The 16,719-nt window shown below is 68.1% G+C and carries 17 protein-coding genes; 4 read left to right on the top strand and 13 right to left on the bottom strand.

The window, feature by feature from the left end; all coding sequences use genetic code 11:
* Positions 1–7: 7 nt before the first annotated feature.
* The 3 genes from A37E_RS0101285 to A37E_RS0101275 are packed head-to-tail and all read right to left on the bottom strand — an operon-like array spanning position 8 to position 2,400.
* Positions 8–871 carry a branched-chain amino acid ABC transporter permease gene (locus A37E_RS0101285; protein WP_029554967.1) on the bottom strand — a complete coding sequence of 288 codons (864 nt, stop codon included), beginning with the start codon at positions 869–871 and terminating at the stop codon, positions 8–10.
* A gap of 3 nt (positions 872–874) precedes the next feature.
* Positions 875–1,633, bottom strand: a complete 759-nt coding sequence (locus A37E_RS0101280) for an ABC transporter ATP-binding protein (RefSeq protein WP_051678698.1) — start codon at positions 1,631–1,633, stop codon at positions 875–877.
* A complete protein-coding gene (locus A37E_RS0101275) occupies positions 1,630–2,400 on the bottom strand; it encodes an ABC transporter ATP-binding protein (protein WP_029554965.1) in 771 nt (256 codons plus the stop codon). The genes A37E_RS0101280 and A37E_RS0101275 overlap by 4 nt, the downstream gene beginning before the upstream one ends.
* Positions 2,401–2,580: 180 nt before the next feature.
* On the opposite strand from A37E_RS0101275, the gene A37E_RS0101270 reads away from it, so the two are divergent.
* On the top strand, positions 2,581–3,462 hold the full coding sequence (locus A37E_RS0101270; RefSeq protein WP_081837382.1) for a LysR substrate-binding domain-containing protein: 882 nt from the start codon (positions 2,581–2,583) through the stop codon (positions 3,460–3,462).
* 24 nt (positions 3,463–3,486) lie between these two features.
* On the opposite strand, the gene mdoH is transcribed toward A37E_RS0101270, so the two are convergent.
* The 6 genes from mdoH to A37E_RS0101240 all read right to left on the bottom strand — a co-directional run bounded on the left by mdoH (position 3,487) and on the right by A37E_RS0101240 (position 12,015).
* Positions 3,487–5,610 carry a glucans biosynthesis glucosyltransferase MdoH gene (gene mdoH / locus A37E_RS0101265; protein WP_029554963.1) on the bottom strand — a complete coding sequence of 708 codons (2,124 nt, stop codon included), beginning with the start codon at positions 5,608–5,610 and terminating at the stop codon, positions 3,487–3,489.
* Positions 5,598–7,088, bottom strand: coding sequence for a glucan biosynthesis protein G (locus A37E_RS0101260; RefSeq protein ID WP_029554962.1), 1,491 nt, complete (start codon positions 7,086–7,088; stop codon positions 5,598–5,600). The genes mdoH and A37E_RS0101260 overlap by 13 nt, the downstream gene beginning before the upstream one ends.
* Positions 7,089–7,265: 177 nt before the next feature.
* On the bottom strand, positions 7,266–8,696 hold the full coding sequence (locus A37E_RS0101255) for a fatty acid--CoA ligase family protein (RefSeq protein ID WP_029554961.1): 1,431 nt from the start codon (positions 8,694–8,696) through the stop codon (positions 7,266–7,268).
* Positions 8,697–8,706: 10 nt separating this feature from the next.
* Entirely contained in the window at positions 8,707–9,528 is an 822-nt protein-coding gene (locus tag A37E_RS0101250; RefSeq protein WP_029554960.1) for an enoyl-CoA hydratase-related protein, read from the bottom strand.
* Positions 9,529–9,548: 20 nt separating this feature from the next.
* On the bottom strand, positions 9,549–10,778 hold the full coding sequence (locus tag A37E_RS0101245) for an MFS transporter (protein WP_029554959.1): 1,230 nt from the start codon (positions 10,776–10,778) through the stop codon (positions 9,549–9,551).
* Position 10,779: 1 nt separating this feature from the next.
* Positions 10,780–12,015 (bottom strand): ABC transporter substrate-binding protein, encoded by a 1,236-nt coding sequence (locus tag A37E_RS0101240; protein ID WP_029554958.1) that lies wholly within the window; start codon positions 12,013–12,015, stop codon positions 10,780–10,782.
* 172 nt (positions 12,016–12,187) lie between these two features.
* On the opposite strand from A37E_RS0101240, the gene A37E_RS0101235 reads away from it, so the two are divergent.
* Positions 12,188–12,928, top strand: a complete 741-nt coding sequence (locus A37E_RS0101235) for a FadR/GntR family transcriptional regulator (protein ID WP_029554957.1) — start codon at positions 12,188–12,190, stop codon at positions 12,926–12,928.
* A 56-nt stretch (positions 12,929–12,984) separates the two neighbouring features.
* Entirely contained in the window at positions 12,985–13,971 is a 987-nt protein-coding gene (locus A37E_RS0101230; protein WP_029554956.1) for an MDR family oxidoreductase, read from the top strand.
* Between the two features lie 211 nt (positions 13,972–14,182).
* Here the strand turns inward: A37E_RS0101230 and A37E_RS0101225 are convergent, their stop codons facing one another.
* From A37E_RS0101225 to A37E_RS0101210, 4 genes are all read right to left on the bottom strand, one after another.
* On the bottom strand, positions 14,183–14,857 hold the full coding sequence (locus A37E_RS0101225; RefSeq protein WP_029554955.1) for a L,D-transpeptidase family protein: 675 nt from the start codon (positions 14,855–14,857) through the stop codon (positions 14,183–14,185).
* Positions 14,858–15,197: 340 nt separating this feature from the next.
* Positions 15,198–15,404 (bottom strand): hypothetical protein, encoded by a 207-nt coding sequence (locus tag A37E_RS0101220; protein WP_024278119.1) that lies wholly within the window; start codon positions 15,402–15,404, stop codon positions 15,198–15,200.
* Positions 15,405–15,558: 154 nt separating this feature from the next.
* The gene (locus tag A37E_RS0101215; protein WP_024278120.1) at positions 15,559–15,768 is read right to left on the bottom strand and encodes a cold-shock protein; all 210 of its coding nucleotides are present in this window, start codon (positions 15,766–15,768) and stop codon (positions 15,559–15,561) included.
* A 214-nt stretch (positions 15,769–15,982) separates the two neighbouring features.
* Complete coding sequence (locus A37E_RS0101210; protein WP_024278121.1) at positions 15,983–16,174, bottom strand: hypothetical protein; 192 nt, start codon at positions 16,172–16,174, stop codon at positions 15,983–15,985.
* Between the two features lie 215 nt (positions 16,175–16,389).
* On the opposite strand from A37E_RS0101210, the gene A37E_RS0101205 reads away from it, so the two are divergent.
* Entirely contained in the window at positions 16,390–16,689 is a 300-nt protein-coding gene (locus A37E_RS0101205) for a hypothetical protein (RefSeq protein ID WP_029554954.1), read from the top strand.
* The last annotated feature ends 30 nt before the right edge of the window (positions 16,690–16,719 follow it).

Genomic DNA, 16,719 nt, shown 5'->3' with positions numbered 1-16,719 from the left:
CGCACCCTCACTTTCGGATGGCCTTGGCCCCGAACAGGCCATTGGCGCGGAACAGGAGGAGCAGCAGGATGACGCCGAAGCTCACGATCTGCCGGAAGGAGACGGGCAGGACGAGGGCGGACATCTCCTCCGCCAAGCCGATGAGAAGCGCGCCCGCCACCGCGCCGATGGGGCTGCCGAGCCCGCCGAGGATGGCGGCGGCGAAGATGGGGATCTGGTAGTTCCAGCCCATCAGCGGATCGATGGCGCGATCCAGCCCCGCCAGCACGCCGGCGAGCCCGATGAGCGCGCCGGTGAGGGCGAAGGTGATGCGGGCGATGGTGCGCCGCTCCACGCCGCGCACGGCGGCAAGGGAGGCATTGTCCGCCACCGCCCGCATGGCCCGGCCGAGCGGCGAGGCGGTGATGAGAAGGTGCAACAGCACCAGCGCGATGATCACCACGCCGGCGGTGATGAGCTGTTCGTGGTTGATGCGCAGACCGTTCCAGCGCATGGGCCGGGCCACCGCGAGATCGAAGCTTCTGGCGGCATTGCCGAAGATGAAGCGGCAGATGTTCTCCACCACCAGCGACACGCCCATGGAGGCTACCAGCAGCGTGATGGAGCCGCGCGTCCGCAGCCGCTCGAACACCAGCGCATCGGCAATGAGGGAGGCGAGCGCCACCGTACCCGCGGCGAAAGCGGCGGCGATGGGCAGCGGCAGGCCGAGCACCACATTCGCCGTATAAGCCGCATAGGCGCCGAGGGTGAGGAGCGCCCCCACCGCGAAATTGGCGAAGCGCAGGATGCCGAACACCAGTGTCAGCGCCAGCGCCGGCAGGGCGAGCAGCAGGCCGGTGACGAGGCCGTTGAGGAAGAGCTGAAGCGCCATGGCTCAGGCCGCCTTTCCGAAGAAGAGGCCGGCGAGGTCCGCCTGGCGGATGTCGGCGGCGGAGGCGCGGAGTGTGAGCCGGCCGGCGACCAGCACCACCACCTCGTCGGCGATGCCGAGCGCGGCGGCGACGTTCTGCTCCACCAGCAGCACGGTGACGCCGGCCTCCCGCACGCGCACCACCGCTTCCATGGTCTCGCCGACAATCTTGGGCGAGAGACCGGCCGAGGGCTCGTCGAGCAGCAGCACCTCGGGATTGGCAAGGAGGGCGCAGGCGAAGGCCAGCATCTGCCGTTGGCCACCGGAGAGGTTGCCGGCGAGCGTGCGCGGCCGCTGCCGCAGTTCGGGGAAGAGATCGAGCACCTTCTCCCGCTGCTCCGGACCGACGCCGGCGCGCCCGCGCAGGAATTCGGTGGCGAGCTTCAGGTTCTCGGCGATGGTGAGGGTGGCGAAAATGTTGGCTTCCTGAGGCACATAAGCGAGCCCCGACGCCACCCGGCGTGCCGGCGAGAGCGTGGTGATGTCCCGCCCCGTCACCGTCACCGTTCCGGCCCGCGTCGGCACAAGGCCGGCGATGGTCTTGATGAAGGACGATTTGCCCGAGCCGTTCGGGCCGATGACGGCGACAATGCTCTCCGCCGTCTGGGCGAGATCGATGCCGCACACGATATCGCCGCCCCGGCCGTAGCCGGCGCGCAGGCCCGAGACGGCGAGCGCGAGGGAAAGTTCTTCCGCCTTCGGATCGCAGGGGCGCGCAGTCATGCCGCCACCCCGAGATAGGCGGAGACGACGCGCGGGTCTGCCGTGGCCTCGGCGAAGGTACCGGAGACGAGGGCGCGCCCCTGGGCGAGGACGTGAACGTGGTCGCACACCTCCTCCACCAGATGCATGTCGTGCTCGACGATGCCGAAGGACAGGCCCTCCGCCTTCAGCTCCCGTACCAGCCGCACGATCTCCAGCCGCAGCGGCGGCGAGACGCCGGCGCCCGGCTCATCCAGCAGGATCAGTCTCGGCTTCATCAGCAGTGCGCGGGCCATTTCCAGCAGCTTCTTCTGGCCGCCGGAGAGCATGGCGGACGACTGGTCGGCGAGCTTCACGAGCCCCACCCGCTCCAGCAGCGCACGGGCGAGATCGGCGTTGGCGCGCTCCTGCGCCCACCATTTGCGGCGGCCGAACAGGGCGCCCGTCACCGTCTCCCCACTCTGGGCCGGCGGGGCGGCGAGAAGGGTCTCGAACACGGTGAGGCTTGAGAGCTCCCGCACGATCTGGAAGGAGCGGACCACGCCCTTGGCAGCCATCACGTGGGCCGGAAGGCCGGTGACGTTCTCGCCCTCCAGGAGCACCGTTCCGGCCTCCGGCCGGGCGAGCCCCGTGAGTGCGTTGAGCAGCGTCGTCTTGCCGGCACCATTGGGGCCGATGAGGCCAGTGACCTGGCCACGGGCGAGATCGAGGGTGACGCCGTCGAGTGCGGCGACGCCGCCATAGCGCCGGGTCAGACCGTGGACCTGAAGGAAGGGGCTGGGGTTCACATCGCCTCCACGGCGCAGGGCGACAATGCCTTGCGGTTGCGCAAATGCCTTTTTGATGTGCATCAAAATCGCAGATCTTGAGCAGGTATTGGACAGTCGATCGCGACCGCTCATAGATTAGACAGATGCATTGCGATCAAATCAAATTTATATTGCTTTGCTCTTGGCAAAGTTATTTTAATGGGCGGCATGTCCCGGCCGCTGGAAATTGCCCTGCTGCGCACCTTCGTTCTCCTGGTGGAGGAGAAGAGCGTGACCCGTGTCGCCCGGCGCCTGAACCGCACCCAGCCGGCCGTGAGCCTGCAGATCCGGCGGCTGGAGGCGGCGGCGGGCTTTCCCCTGTTCGAGCCGGACCTGCGGCATCTCAAGCTGTCGCGGCACGGCGAGATGCTGCTGCCCCATGCGCGCACCATGCTGCGGCTGGATGAGGAAGCCCGGCTGCGGCTTTCCGCCGACGATGTGGCGGGCCGCGTCACGCTCGGCTGCCCGGATCTCTATGCCGCCTTCCTCCTGCCGGAGACGCTGGCCCGCTTCCGCGATACCTATCCGGGCGTCGAGGTGACGGTGCGCTGCGCGCTGTCGCGGCAGCTGGCGCAGGACATGACCGAGGGCCTTCTCGACATCGCCATTGCCACCCGCATGCCGGGCGTCTCCCCGCGCGTCGGCACCGGAACGCTGCTGCGGCCCGAACCGCTGATCTGGCTGGGTGCGGAGGGCGGCAGCGCCCACCTTGCGGACCCCATTCCGCTGGCCATGCTGCCGGACGGCAATCTCTACCGGGACTATGCACTGGCGGCGCTCGACCATATCGGCCGACGCTGGCGCATCGCCTGCATCTCGGAGAGCATCGCCGGCCTGCAATCCATGGCTCTGGCGGATTCCGCCGTATGCGTCCTCGCGCAATCTGTCCGCACGCCGGGGCTTGTGCGTCTCGGCAGCGCGGAAGGTCTGCCGCCGCTCGAAAGCGTGGATCTCATCCTGTGGGAGCGCCACCCCGGCGGCTCGTCGGCGGCGGATCACCTCGCCGCCCACATTCGCCGGTCCGTGTCGGACCGGGACTGATCGCGCCGGTCCCGGGGTGGGCGTTCAGGTGAGCGCGAGCAAGCGGGCAAGGGCCTGATCGTCGGCGAGGGCGGCGGCCTTTTCCTTAGGCGAGAGCCCCGTCAGCGCCTCCGCGCGCGAGCGCGCATCCTCGATCTTCGCCCGCGCGACGAGGCGATCGGGGCGGACATCGCCGGGCAGGCGCTTGCCCTGCGCGGGCAACGCATTGCGATGGAAGGCGAGGAGGTCGGGATCGCCGGCGAGGTGCGCGACGGCCTCCGCCGGACCGTCGGTTCCGGCGAGGGCGGCGCGCAGGTCCGTGGCCGAGCGCAGGACGGCCGGAGGGGTCTTCGCCTCCGGCGTTTCCAGAAGTCCGCCGGGACGGCGCGGACGGCTGGTCCACACCGCGAGCGGCACCGCCATCAGAAGCCCAAGGATCACCGGCGACATCCAGGCCATCAGCGGCCACGCGATGGCGGCGGTCGCGGCCGCAAAGCCGAGGCCGAGGAGCGTGTGGGGCCAGAAGTGCCGGAACGCCTCCCGCCAGCCGAGGCTGCCGTCGTCCCGCCGCTGCGGATTCCACCCGCCGTCCCGCCCCATGAGGATGCTGACCACGGCGAAGGACTGGGACACCATGGTCACCGGCGCCATGAGGCCCGAGAGCAGGATCTCGCTGATCATGCCGAGGAAGGTCCGCCCCGCGCCGCCGAAGCCGCGTCGCACGGTGCCATCACCGAGCATCAGCGCGAAGGCGATGAATTTCGGCATCAGCAGCACCGCCATGGTGGCGCCGAACACCCAGGCCGCGCGTACCGGGTCCTGCGCCGGCCAGACCGGGAACAAAGCGAAGCCGGAGGGGAAATAATCCGGCGGCACGAAGCGCGCCTGAAGGGAGGTGAGAAGGCCCGCCAGCAGCATCAGCAGCCACAGCGGCGCCGAGACATAGGAGCCGATGCCGGTGAGCAGATGAATGCGGCTCGCGAAGCGGAGCCCGCGCACTGGCAGCACGGCCGCGTGCTGGAGATTGCCCTGGCACCAGCGGCGGTCGCGCACGGCGAGATCGGTGAGGGAAGGGGGCCCCTCCTCATAGCTGCCGGGAAGGCCGGCCACCATGTGGACGCCCCAGCCTGCGCGCACCAGCAGGGCCGCCTCCACGAAATCGTGGCTCAGGATATGCCCGCCGAACGGCTTGCGCCCCTTGAGGTGCGGCAGGCCCGCCGCCTCGGCGAAGGCGCGGGTGCGGATGATGGCATTGTGGCCCCAATAATTGCTCTGCGGTCCGTGCCACCAGGCAAGTCCGTGGGCGATGAGGGGGCCATAGAGGCGCCCGGCGAATTGCTGGAGCCGGGCGAACAGCGTGCGGCCACCCACGATCACCGGCAGTGTCTGGATCAGCCCTGCATCCGGATTGCGCTCCAGCGCGTCGGCGAGGCGGACCATGCAGTCGCCGGTCATCACGCTGTCGGCGTCGAGGATAAGCATCGCCTCATATGCCGTGCCAAAGCGGGTGACCCAATCGGCGATGTTGCCGGCCTTGCGGTCCGTGTTCTGCGCGCGGCGGCGATAGAAAAAGCGGCCGCCGGTGCGCCGGCGCAGGGCGAGGAAGGCGGCTTCCTCCGCGACCCAGACATCCGGATCGGTGGTGTCGCTGAGGATGAACACGTCGAACAGGCCGGCGCGCCCGGTCGCCTCCAGCGAGCACCATGTGGCTTCCAGCCCGGCGAAGACGCGGTTCGGCTCCTCATTGTAGCAGGGCATGAGGAGGGCGGTGCGGATGGTCGGAGCGGGCAGGGGGGCGTCCGGGTCGATGCCGAGCGCCTTGCGGCCCGACAGAAGGCTGATGGCGCCGCCGAGGGCATTGGTGAAGGCGAGGGCGATCCACGCGAAGAGGACGACGAACAGCACCAGAACCGCGTATTCGAGGTAGGTCAGCCCGCCCACGTCGAGCACCTTGTACATCTCGTAGGCGGCAAGGCCGGTCAACGCGATGGCCCCGCCGAACACGAAGGCACGGCGGACGATGAGCGATGCGCCGAGCCGCGTCCCGGACCTGACCCGTTCCGGCCTGCGACGGAAATCCTGCGCCGGCATGGCGAGGGGCGCTTCGGGCGGCAAAGCGGGCGCCGGGGCCTGGCGCGTGGCCGGCCGGGCGTGCGCTAGGGCGTCCATCGATAGAGCCAGGTTTCGGTGAGGGGCATATCGCCCTTCATGAGACGTGCCCGCAATTCCGAGAGGTTCGCGCCCTTCGGCTCGAAGGCGAAGGAGAGACGGGCGCCGGAGATTTCCGGATTGGGCTGGAGCACCACGTCGCGGACCTCTCCCGCGCTGGCGGAGACATCCAGCCGGATGCCGTCCGGCGTCAGCCCCGCCATGGGGCCGTCCACCAGATCGATGACCAACAGTCGCCGCTCGTCGGTCCCACCCGCACGCGTGCCCGCCACGCGGCCGAGGGCCGGCGGGGTGGGCATGTCCCACGTCCAGTGCAGGCGATAGGTGTAGGTGTATTCGCTGCCCTTGCGCAGGGTATCCTTCGGGCGCCAGAAGGCGACGACGTTGTCGTGGACTTCCTGCGGCGTGGGGATTTCCACCAGATGCACCGCGCCTTCGCCCCAGTCGCCGATGGGCTCCACCCACACGCTCGGCCGCTTCTCGTAGCGTGCTTCCAGATCCTGATAGTCGAAGAAGGAGCGCTGGCGCTGCATCAGGCCGAAGCCGCGCATGTTCGAGCCCGAGAACACGCTGATCTGAAGCCGGCCGGGATTTGAGAGCGGCCGCCAGAGCTGTTCGCCCGTGCCGTCGGTGATGGCGAGGCCCTCGGCATCGCGAACGGCGGGGCGGAAATCGTCAAAGCCGGCATGGTCGGCCGGTCCGAACAGGAACATGCTGGTGAGCGGCGCGATGCCCGCCTCGGTCAGGTCCGTGCGGGGGTACAGTGCCATCTCAACGGTCATCACGGTCGCATCGCCGGGGCGGATGGTGAAGCGATGGGCCGCCGTGGCGCTCGGGCTGTCGAGCAGAGCGTGAACCACGATGGAGGGCACGTCCGGTCGAGGCTGCTCCACATAGAAGGCCTTGAAGACAGGGAATTCCTCGCCGGAGGCCGAAGCCGTCTTAACAGCCAGACCCCGCGCGGACGTCCCGTAGCCCTGCCCCTTGGCGACGGCGCGGAAATAGCTCGCGCCCTGAAACACCGCGATCTCGTCGAGATAATCGGGGCGGTTCAGCGGTCCGTGCAGGCGGAAGCCGGAAAAGCCGAGGTCGGTGCCGGGCTGGGGCGTCTTCAGCCCGTGCTCGAAACGGAACAGGCCGGGATCATAGGCAATGCGCCGTGCCCGTCCCTCGGCCACCACGAAGACATCCACCTGATCGCGGAACAGGAAGCCTCGATGCAGCAGCTGCATCTCGAACGGCAGCCGCTGGCCGCGCCAGATCGAACGATCGGCGTTGAAACGGATGTTGCGGTAGTCGTCATAGCTGAGCTTGTCGAGCTCCGCCGGCAGGGACTGGTTGCCCTGCTTGAAGGGCTTCGCGGCAAGCTGGCGCGCGGTGTTGCGTACCGTGTCGGCATCGAACCGCTCGCCCTCCTGGGCAAGCGCGGGATGAGCTGCGGCGGCCTGAAGAGCCGAAAGCGCAGTCGCACCCAGCATGAATGATCGGCGGTCGAGCAATGCGTCCCTTCGCCCCCGGATGTTCGGACATGCCTCTACGGCATCTCGGAAGGAAGGCGCGAAGGCGGGTCCGGGTTCCAGGGCGGGAGCGCGACATTGGGTCTCGCTGGCGGGAGCGGCGGGCAACGGCGGTGCTGGAAAGAGCCGCCGCCGGTCCTAGCGGCCTTGCGTTGCGGTCGGAACTGCCGCGTCGGCGAGGGCGCGGATGCCCGGCCGGTAGGCCTTTCCCGTGGGGCCGGTGGGAAGCGCGGCCACCACATGGATGGCGTCCGGCACCTTGAACCGCTCGATGCGCGCCGCGCACCACGCCCGCAGTTCATCCGCAGAGGCAGAGCTTCCCGCGCGCAGCACCACGGCTGCATGGAGCGCCTCGCCGAGGCGCGGGTCGGGCACGCCGGCGGCGAGGGCCTGGGCGACGGCGGGATGGGCGCACAGCACCGTCTCGATCTCCGCCGGGGCGATCTTGTTGCCGCCGCGCGAAACGATCTCCTTGATGCGGCCGACGATCTCCACGCATCCATCCGGCCGTCGCCGTGCCACGTCGCCGGTGCGGAAAAAGCCGTCCCGGAAGGCGGCCTGCGTGAGGTCGGGATTGTCGAGATAGCCGATCATGCCGAAGGGCGTGCGGATGAGCAGTTCGCCCGCCGCGTCTGGCCCCGCGCCCGTGGCCCCGGCGGCAGGATCGTCCGAGATGAGGTAGTCGATGCCCGGCGTCGGCCGGCCGATGGAGCCGCGCCCCGTCTCCGCGTCCGCGGGCCTCAGGCAGAAGTCGCACGAACCAGTTTCGGTGAGACCGTAGAGGTCGAACACGCCGGCACCGGGCAATTGCGTCGCGATCGCCCCGGCCAGATGCGTTCCCAGCCCTTCGCCGCCGGTCAGGATGGCCCGCAATTGCGGTGCCGCCACCTCGCCCTCACCGAACAGGGTGCGCAGCATGGAGGGGACGGTCGCGAGCACGGTCGCGTCGGGAAGACGCGCCTTGAGGCCGGCGGGCGTGAACTTTCCCACCAGTTCGAGCCGCGCGCCCGTCTTCAGGGAGAGCAGCGCCACCCACAGGCCGAAGATGAAGATGAGCTGGAGCGGCAGCACCACCTTGTCGCTGGGCGTCAGGGCGAGCAGTTCCTGAAGCGCATCGAGCTTTCCGGCGAAGCGGTCGTGGGCGAGCACCACGCCCTTGGGCTTGCCGGTTGAGCCGGAGGTGAAGACGATGAGCGCCGCGCCGTCGAGCAGCGGTCGGGCCGGCGGCGGCACCTCCGCAAGGCGCGCCACGGTGCCGTTCGCCACGAGATTGCGGGCGCCGGTCTGCTCGAGGATGGTGGTGCGGGTCATCTCGGCCGCGCCGGCGTGGAGCGGCACCGCGACGCCGCCCGCCTGCCAGACGCCGAAGAAAGAGGCGAGGTCCGCGGCGCGATTGGCCACGGCGACGATCACCGGCTCATCCGGCGTGAGCCCCTCCGCGCGCAGCTGCGCAGCGAGGCTGGAGGCGGCGGCACGCAGGGCGTCGGCGGTGTGAGCCGCGCCGCCGTCCTCGGCCACGGTGCCGGCCGCGTCGTCCAGGATGCGGCAGAGCGCGCCCGGTTTCGCCATCACGGCCTCCTCAGCCTTCGCGGGTCGGGAAGCGCGCATCGCGCCAGGCGATGGCGGCGCGCAGGCCCTCGCGGCGGGCGACATCGAAGAAGGCGATCTTGTCGGCCGAGCCGGCGCCCTCGATGGAAAGGTCGATCTCCAGCGCGCTCTCCAGCGCCTGCAACATGCCCTGCGTCTCCAGTGCGCGATTGAGGGCGCGCTTGGTTTCCTTCACGAGGCTGGGATCAATGGCGCCGATGTGCCGGGCGATCCGCAGCGCCTCCTCCTCCAGCCGATCGGCGGGAACGACGCGGTTGATCATGCCGATCTCGGCCGCGCGCTGCGCGCTCACCCGGTCCTCGCCGAGCAGGATGATTTCCTTGGCGATCTTGGGGCCGACGATCCACGGCAGCAGCATCACCACGATGCCGGCGCCAAACTTCAGCTCCGGCTCGCCGAAGAAGGCGTCTTCCGAGGCGATGGTCATGTCGCAGGCCAGCGCCAGCTCGCAGGCGCCAGCGAGGCAGGCGCCGCGCACCATGGCGATGGTGGGCTTCGGGCAGTGCCAGAAGCGCATCACCGTGTCGAAATCCTTGCGCAGCACGGGCCGCCACGCATCGACGCCCACCGGGCGCGCCTCCATCTGCGCTTTCAGGTCGAAGCCGGAAGAGAAGGCATTGCCGGCGCCGCGCACGATCACGGCTTTCACGTCCGCATCGGCCTCGGCGCGGTCCATGGCCGCGTTGATCTCGCCCAGCATCTCCTGGTCCAGCGCATTGGTGCGCTCGGGCCGGTTGAGGGTGAGGAGGGCGATGCCGTCGCGGGTTTCGTAAGCGATCTTGGTGAAGGTCATGAAAGCCTCGTGGAGAGGGATCAGCGCCGCCCGCCGGCCATGGCAGCGGCTTCCGGCCGGAGCCGCAGGCGCAGCATGGCGAGGACGCCGAGGAAGGGGCCGATGGCGAGGATGAGGAAGGCGAAGCGCCAGCCGAACGCATCCACCGCGTAGGGCAGGAGGTGGATGCTCACCAGCGTGATGAGGAAGCCGACGCAGGTCTGCACCGTCAGCATGGTGCCGATGAGGCTGCGGTCGGACAGCTCCGTCACGGCGGCGGAGAATTGGGCGGAATCGGAGATCACCGTCACCCCCCACACCAGCGCCAGCGGCAGCACCAGCCAGATCGAGGCGCCGAACAGGAAGCCGATGCCCGCCGCGCACAAGCCGCTCACCGCCATGGACAGCGCCGTGACAAAGGTGCGCCCCAGCCGGTCGGCCGCGAAGCCGCCGCCCAGCGCGCCCACGGCGCCGATGGCGACCACGCAGAAGGTGGCAAGGCGCGGGTCGAGGGGCGGGGCATCGCCATAGCGCGCGGCGAAGCTGGCGGCGAAGAAGGCGCCGATCCACGCCCACATGGCGTAGAGCTCCCACATGTGGCCGAAATAGCCGAGATTGGCGAGCCGGAGCGCCGGCCGCCGGAACGCATCGAGGGCGTTGGAGAGCTTCAGCGGCGGCGCCTTCGCATGGTTGGGGCCGACCTTGGCGAAGCGGATGAGGAGGGCGGCCACCAGCGCGCTCGCCGCCGCTCCCGCCACCGGCGCGCGCCAATCCAGCCCGCCCACCGCCGCCATGGCGTGGGGCGAGGCCGAGCCCAGCGTCAGGGCCGCCACCAGCATGCCGATGAGCAGGCCGAGATCGCCCTTCGCCCAGGTGGCCGCGAGCTTCATGCCCACGGGATAGACCCCCGCCATGCACATGCCGGTGAGAAACCGCAGTAGCGGCACGGCTGGATGGGTGGGCTCGAACAGCAGGATGGCCCCGTTCGCCAGCGCGGCCACAAGAGCGGAGACGGAGAAGAGGGTCCTCAGATCGGCGCGGTCCGCGAGGGAGAGCAGCGCGCTGAGGAGGGTGCCGGCGACGAAGCCCGCCTGCACGGAACTGGTGAGCAAGGCCTCCTGAAAGGGCGACAGGCTCCACTGCGCCCGGATCGCCCCCAGAGAGGCGGTGGTGGCGAACCAGGTCGCCATCGCCGCCACTTCCGCGACCACGAGGATCGCGAGGGAGAAAGCCTTGCCGTCCGTGCGGGCGGCTGTCGCCGGCGCCGTCACCTCAGCCGGCCTTCTTCAGCATCGGGCAGGCCTCGGGCGACATGGGCCGGAAGGCCTCGTCGCCGGGGATGGTCGCCACCAGCTTCAGATAGTCGTAGGGGCCCTTGGACTCCTCCGGCGTCTTCACCTGCCACAGGTACATGTTGTGGATGGTGCGGCCGTCGGCGCGGATGTGGCCCTTGCCGAACAGCGGATCGTCGGTGGGCATGGCCTTCATCTGTGTGACCACGGCGGCACCGTCATGGGCCTTCGCCTTGTCCATGGCGGCGATGGCCTTCATCCAGTGCAGCGTGGCGGCATAGGTGCCGGCCTGGTTCATGGTCGGCATGCGCCCGTTGTTGCGCGCCCCGAACGCCTTGCCGAAGGCGCGGGTGCCGTCGTTCAGGTCCCAGTAGAAGGCATTGGTCAGCATCAGGCCCTGCGCCGTCTTCAGGCCCAGAGAATGGATGTCTGACAGGAAGATGAGAAGGCTGACGAGCTTCTGCTTCTGCGACAGGCCGAACTCCGCGGCCTGCTTCACCGAATTGATGGTGTCGCCGCCGGAATTGGCCAGCGCCACCACCTTCGCGCCCGAGCCCTGCGCCTGGAGGATGAAGGAGGAGAAATCCGAACTCTGGAACGGTGCGAGCGCATGGCCCAGCACCTTGCCGCCGTTGGCCTTCACCACTTCGGCCGCGTCGCGCTCCAGCGCATGGCCGAAGGCGTAATCGGCCGTCAGGAAGTACCAGGAATCGCCGCCCTGCTTGATCATGGCGCGGGCGGTGCCGTTGGCGAGCGCCCAGGTGTCGTAGGTCCAGTGCACGGTATTCGGCGTGCAGGACTTGGCGGTGAGGTCGGACGTGCCGGCGCTCGCCACCAGGAACACCTTGTTCTTGTCGCGGCTGATGTCGGCGACGGCGAGGGCCACCGAGGAGGTGGGCACGTCGACGATGGCGTCCACCTTGTCGAGGTCATACCAGCGCCGCGCGACGGAGGAGCCGATGTCCGCCTTGTTCTGGTGGTCGGCGGAGACCACTTCCACCTTGAAGCCGTGCTTCTCCGGATTGAAGTCCGCGACCGCCATCTGCGCGGCGGTGACGGAGCCGGGGCCGGCGATGTCGGAATAGAGGCTCGACTGGTCGTTCATGACGCCGATGCGGAACGTCGGCAGATCCTGAGCCGAAGCCCTGTGAGCGGTCGTGATCGGGACGGCGACGGCGCACGACAGCACGGTCGCCGCTACGAGGGCAGCGCGCATTTTTTCTCTCCCGGCGTTTCCAGTGTCTTCTTGTGCCGCGGCATCTCCGTCCGCGATCTGTGGAACCAAAAGGCTCATTTGAAGATTTGTCAAACGAATAATTTTTAGGTTGATTTGAAGCCGCCGATCTGAGACCAAGGGGATGACCACAGGCGTCCCCGGAACGGATCAGATGGAACCGAGCTACGGCCAGATCGTCACCACCAGCGCGGCGAGCCAGATCGCCGATCAGCTCCAGCAGGCCATCATGGACGGCCGGCTGAAGGTGGATGAGCGCCTGCCGACCGAGGAGGAGCTGGCCGCGCAGTTCGGCGTCTCGCGGCCCACCGTGCGCGAGGCCCTGAAGCGGCTCGCCGCGCGCCACCTCATCCGCTCCCGGCGCGGCCCCACTGGCGGAACCTTCGTCACCGGCCCGTCGCCGGAGGAGCTGGCCACCAGCCTCGGCACGTCCGTCACGCTCCTCGTCGCCACCGGTGGCGTTTCGCTGGAGGAGATGGCGACGGCGCGGCTGGAGATGGAAGCCGTGTGCTGCCGTCTCGCCGCCCTGAACCGCACGGACGCGCACCTTTCGGCGCTGGAGGCGGAGATCGCCCTGCAGCGGACCGCCAGCCTTTCGGATCAGGATTTCTGCGCCTCCGACGTGCGCTTCCACCGCACCATCGTGGACGCGGCGGGCAATGCCCTGCTGCGCTTCCTCATGAATGCGGTGGTGGAAGCGCTCATGCCGGTGAGCAACATGATCATCTTCCGCGTGCGCGACCGGACGGAGATCGTCGCCCACCACGAGACGCTCCTCGCCGCGCTGCGGGACCGCGATGGCGAGGCGGCGGTGGCCGCGCTCGGCGGCCTCGTGCGCTACATCCGCGCCCAGTACGAGAAGGCCGAAGAGGCCCGCAAGGCCATCCGGCCCTGAGCCGAGGCCCCTGATCCGCGCCCGCGCGGTCCACGCACATCACAGGGAAACGTCCAATGAGCACCGAGACCTTCCGCGCCCTTATGGCGCGCAAGACCGACGCCGGGCAGGCCATTGCCATCGAGACCATCACAGAGGCCGATCTGCCGGCCGGCGACGTGACGGTGGACGTGGAATATTCGTCCTTCAACTACAAGGACGGCCTCGCTTTGAAGGGCATGAGCCGCATCCTGCGCGCGCTGCCCATGGTGCCGGGCATCGATTTTGCCGGCACGGTGCGCGCCAGTGACAACCCCGCCTTCGTCCCCGGCGACAAGGTGGTGCTGACGGGCTGGGGTGTCGGCGAGAACTGGTCCGGCGGATTCGCCGAGCGGGCGAAGGTGAAGGGCGAGTGGCTGGTGAAGCTCCCCGAGGGCCTCACCGCGCGCCAGGCCATGGCCATCGGCACGGCCGGCCTCACCGCCATGCTCTGCGTGGATGCGCTGGAGCGCTATGGCATCGCGGCGGGTGGTGATGTCCTCGTCACCGGCGCGGCCGGCGGCGTGGGCAGCGTCGCGGTGCGCCTGTTCTCGCGCCTCGGCTACAAGGTGAGCGCGCTCACCGGTCGTCCGGCGGAAGCCGACTTCCTGAAGAGCCTCGGCGCCACCGATATCGTCGATCGCGCCACCTATGCCGCCGCGGGCAAGCCGCTGGCTGGCGAGCGCTGGCACGGGGCGGTGGACACGGCGGGCGGGACCATCCTCGCCAACGTGCTCGCCGCCACCCGCTACGGCGGCGCGGTGGCCGCCTGCGGCCTCGCGGCGGCGACGGATCTGCCGACCACCGTCTTCCCCTTCATCCTGCGCAACGTGGCGCTGCTGGGCGTCGATTCCGTCAACTGCCCGACCTCGCGCCGCCTCGCCGCGTGGACCCGGCTGGGCGAACTCCTCACCGAGGCCGATTTCGATCTCGTCACCCGCGAGGTCACGCTCGAGGACCTGCCGCAGGTGGCCGAAGACATCATCGCCGGTGGGGTGCGCGGGCGCACGGTGGTGCGCATCTGAGCGGACAAAGCGGGCGCGCTGCGATGGCGCGCCCGGTGAGGATGCCGCTGGCGTAGAACACAGCCTTCACGTCCCCAGCGGCGAGCGCGCCGAGGATGCGCCGGGTGCCTGAACTTGGGCGGTAATCGGGAATGCGGCCGCTTCGTCTTCGACGCCGTGCAACAGGGGCCGCTGTAGAGGCTGAAACTGGGGCTTTGAGCTTGCCCCTGCGTCAGGCTGGCATGACGACGACCTTGGTCTTGACCGGCGTCTTTTCGTAGAGGTCGATCATGTCCTGGCTGAGCAGGCCAACGCAGCCGCTGGTGACGCCGGTGCCGATCGACTCGGGGTCGCTGCTCGCATAGATCGTGTAGAGCGTATACTGCCCGTTCTGGTAGAGGTAGAGCGTGCGGGCGCCGAGGGGGTTTTCCAGGCCACCCGGCATGCCGTTGGCCCATTTGGCCGCTTCGGGCTGGCGCTTGATCATCTCCTTGGGCGGAGTCCAGACCGCCCACTCGCCCTTGCGCCCCACATAGGCGTCGCCACTCCACAGGAAGCCGGCGCGGCCTACATTGGCGCCGTAGCGGGTGGCCTTGCCCTCGCCCTCGACGCGGTAGACGTAATAATTGCTGGGATCGACGATGATCGTGCCGGGCGCTTCATTGCTCTCGTAAGCGACGGTCCGGCGGTAATATTTGGGATTGACCTTGCTGATATCCGGCGCGGGGATCGGGAATTTCTCGTTGGGCATCGGCCCATAGAGCTTCTGCGCCTCGGCAAGGCTCATGACATCCGACGAGCAGCCGGCCAGCCCGAGCGCGCCGATGCCGAGGGCGGAGCCGAGCAGGAAAGAGCGTCGGCTGAGAGCGCCGGACCCGAGCCCGGACATGGCAACTTCGTCCCTCATGATGATCTCGCAGTGTCCCTTGATACCGTTGCCGACGGTGTGTGCGCACCAGACGCAACCGTTAAGCATTTTTCGGCGCGGACTTTGCCGCCAAGCGGCGCGGCTGGCAAGCGGCAGCCTTCGCCGCGCAGGGCAGCCATGCACCAGAGACGCCAGCATCGGCGCCGTTTCGGCCAAGTTGCGACGGGGGCGGGGTGATGGTGTCCAAGCGTGAGGTGCGGCAATTATGCCCGTCGCCGTCCCGGATGCCGCGGCGCACCGCCGGCAGGGATCACGGGCTTTGCCCCGAGTTTTGGCGGGTCTTGCTGCTTCAGGTCTTCTTGGTTCAGGTCTTCTTGCTTCAGGCCTTGCGGCGGCGCTTGGGCGGCGGCGCGGCGGGGGCTTCCCGTTCGCTGGCCTCCCGCAGGGCCCGAAGCCGCGCGCTCTTCTCGCGCACCGCTTCCAGTTCACCCTTGTTGCGCTCCATGGCCCGCTCGATGGATTCGTCCAGCTGGCGGCGGCTCTCGGCGCTGGAGAGCGTGTTCTGATGTGTCGTGATTGGGGTCATTCCGAAGGATATCATGATCCGGGTCGAAGCCCGAGAACTAAGATTTGAGAAAAATGGATAAAGAAAAAGGCCCCGCCTGTTCAGGCGGAGCCCTTCTTGAATTCATGATGCATTAGTCCAGCGGCCAGTACATCCGTGGTCCGCCGGAGCAATGTCACGCGGCCTGGAGATTCCCGGCCGAATTCTTTCCGGACTTGTTGTCCCGGACGATGTCGAACTGGAGCTTCTGGCCTTCGGCGAGGCCCTGCATTCCAGCGCGCTCGACGGCCGAGATATGCACGAACACATCCGCGCCGCCGTTGTCGGGCTGGATGAAGCCGAAGCCCTTGGTGGCGTTGAACCACTTCACGGTGCCGATATTCATGACGATTTCCTTTCAATCGCGCGTAGGAGTTCCGCCCGAGAGGTCGAGCAGAACAAGAGTTAGAAATTGAAGGGAGGTATCGTCAGACGCGGCTTGGCGTCAGAAAATCAGCCGTCAAATTCAGACAAACGGAACATAGGGGGCTATTGTGTTGATAGCAAGGCCTGGATTTATGTCCGGCCAGCTTCTCTGTTCGCCGCCTCTATTTCTCCGCCTATATTTCCCCGGGATGGCGAAGTTCGGATTCGCGAGCGATGCGTTCGAACGCCTCGTTCTCGCCCTTCACGCGATAGCTCGGCTCGCCCTTGTCCTGAGGCATGATGCGGACGATCTGGAACCGCCCTTGCGGCGATCGGAAGCCCGCAATGAACTCAACCCAGCCATTGGCGTTAAATTTCGTAACCATGCTTTTCCTTTAGCACACTTTCTCGCCCAAGCGTGCTCAATTCTCGTTCAGATGAGAGATTTATCGGACAGTTTTAATCACGCGTCCGAGCATGTTCATGATAGGATTGAAACGGTTTCGATGCCGAGACCGAAGGAGCTGCCATGAAAAAAGCGTGCGTCTTGATCTGCCTCCTCTGGGCAGGTGCATCACCCGCTTGGGCGAACTCCCCCGTCATGACACTGGATTTCACATGGATCGGAACGACCCTGTGCGCGCCGCGGCCAAGCAGCCCGGAATTCCAGGTGGATAATGTCCCATCCGGGACGGCACGGCTGCGGTTTGCGCTGATGGGCCCCAGCGGACGTGAGCTTGGCGGGGCCGATGTGCAGCTTCCCGCTCGCGGAGCCATCCCTAAGGGCGCTGTCTCCTACCGGTCGCCTTGCGTCGGTGGAATCTACACCTGGACCGTCGAAGCCATCGACGCCGAAGGCAAGCTCCTCGCCTCCGCCAGCCTCGCCCGGCCGTTCTACTGAACGCGGTCGAGGGGCCGGGACAATGTGCCC

It is taken from the genome of Xanthobacter sp. 91 (assembly GCF_000702385.1).
Lineage (GTDB): Bacteria > Pseudomonadota > Alphaproteobacteria > Rhizobiales > Xanthobacteraceae > Xanthobacter > Xanthobacter aminoxidans.
This window is presented reverse-complemented; position numbering and strand designations above follow the sequence as displayed.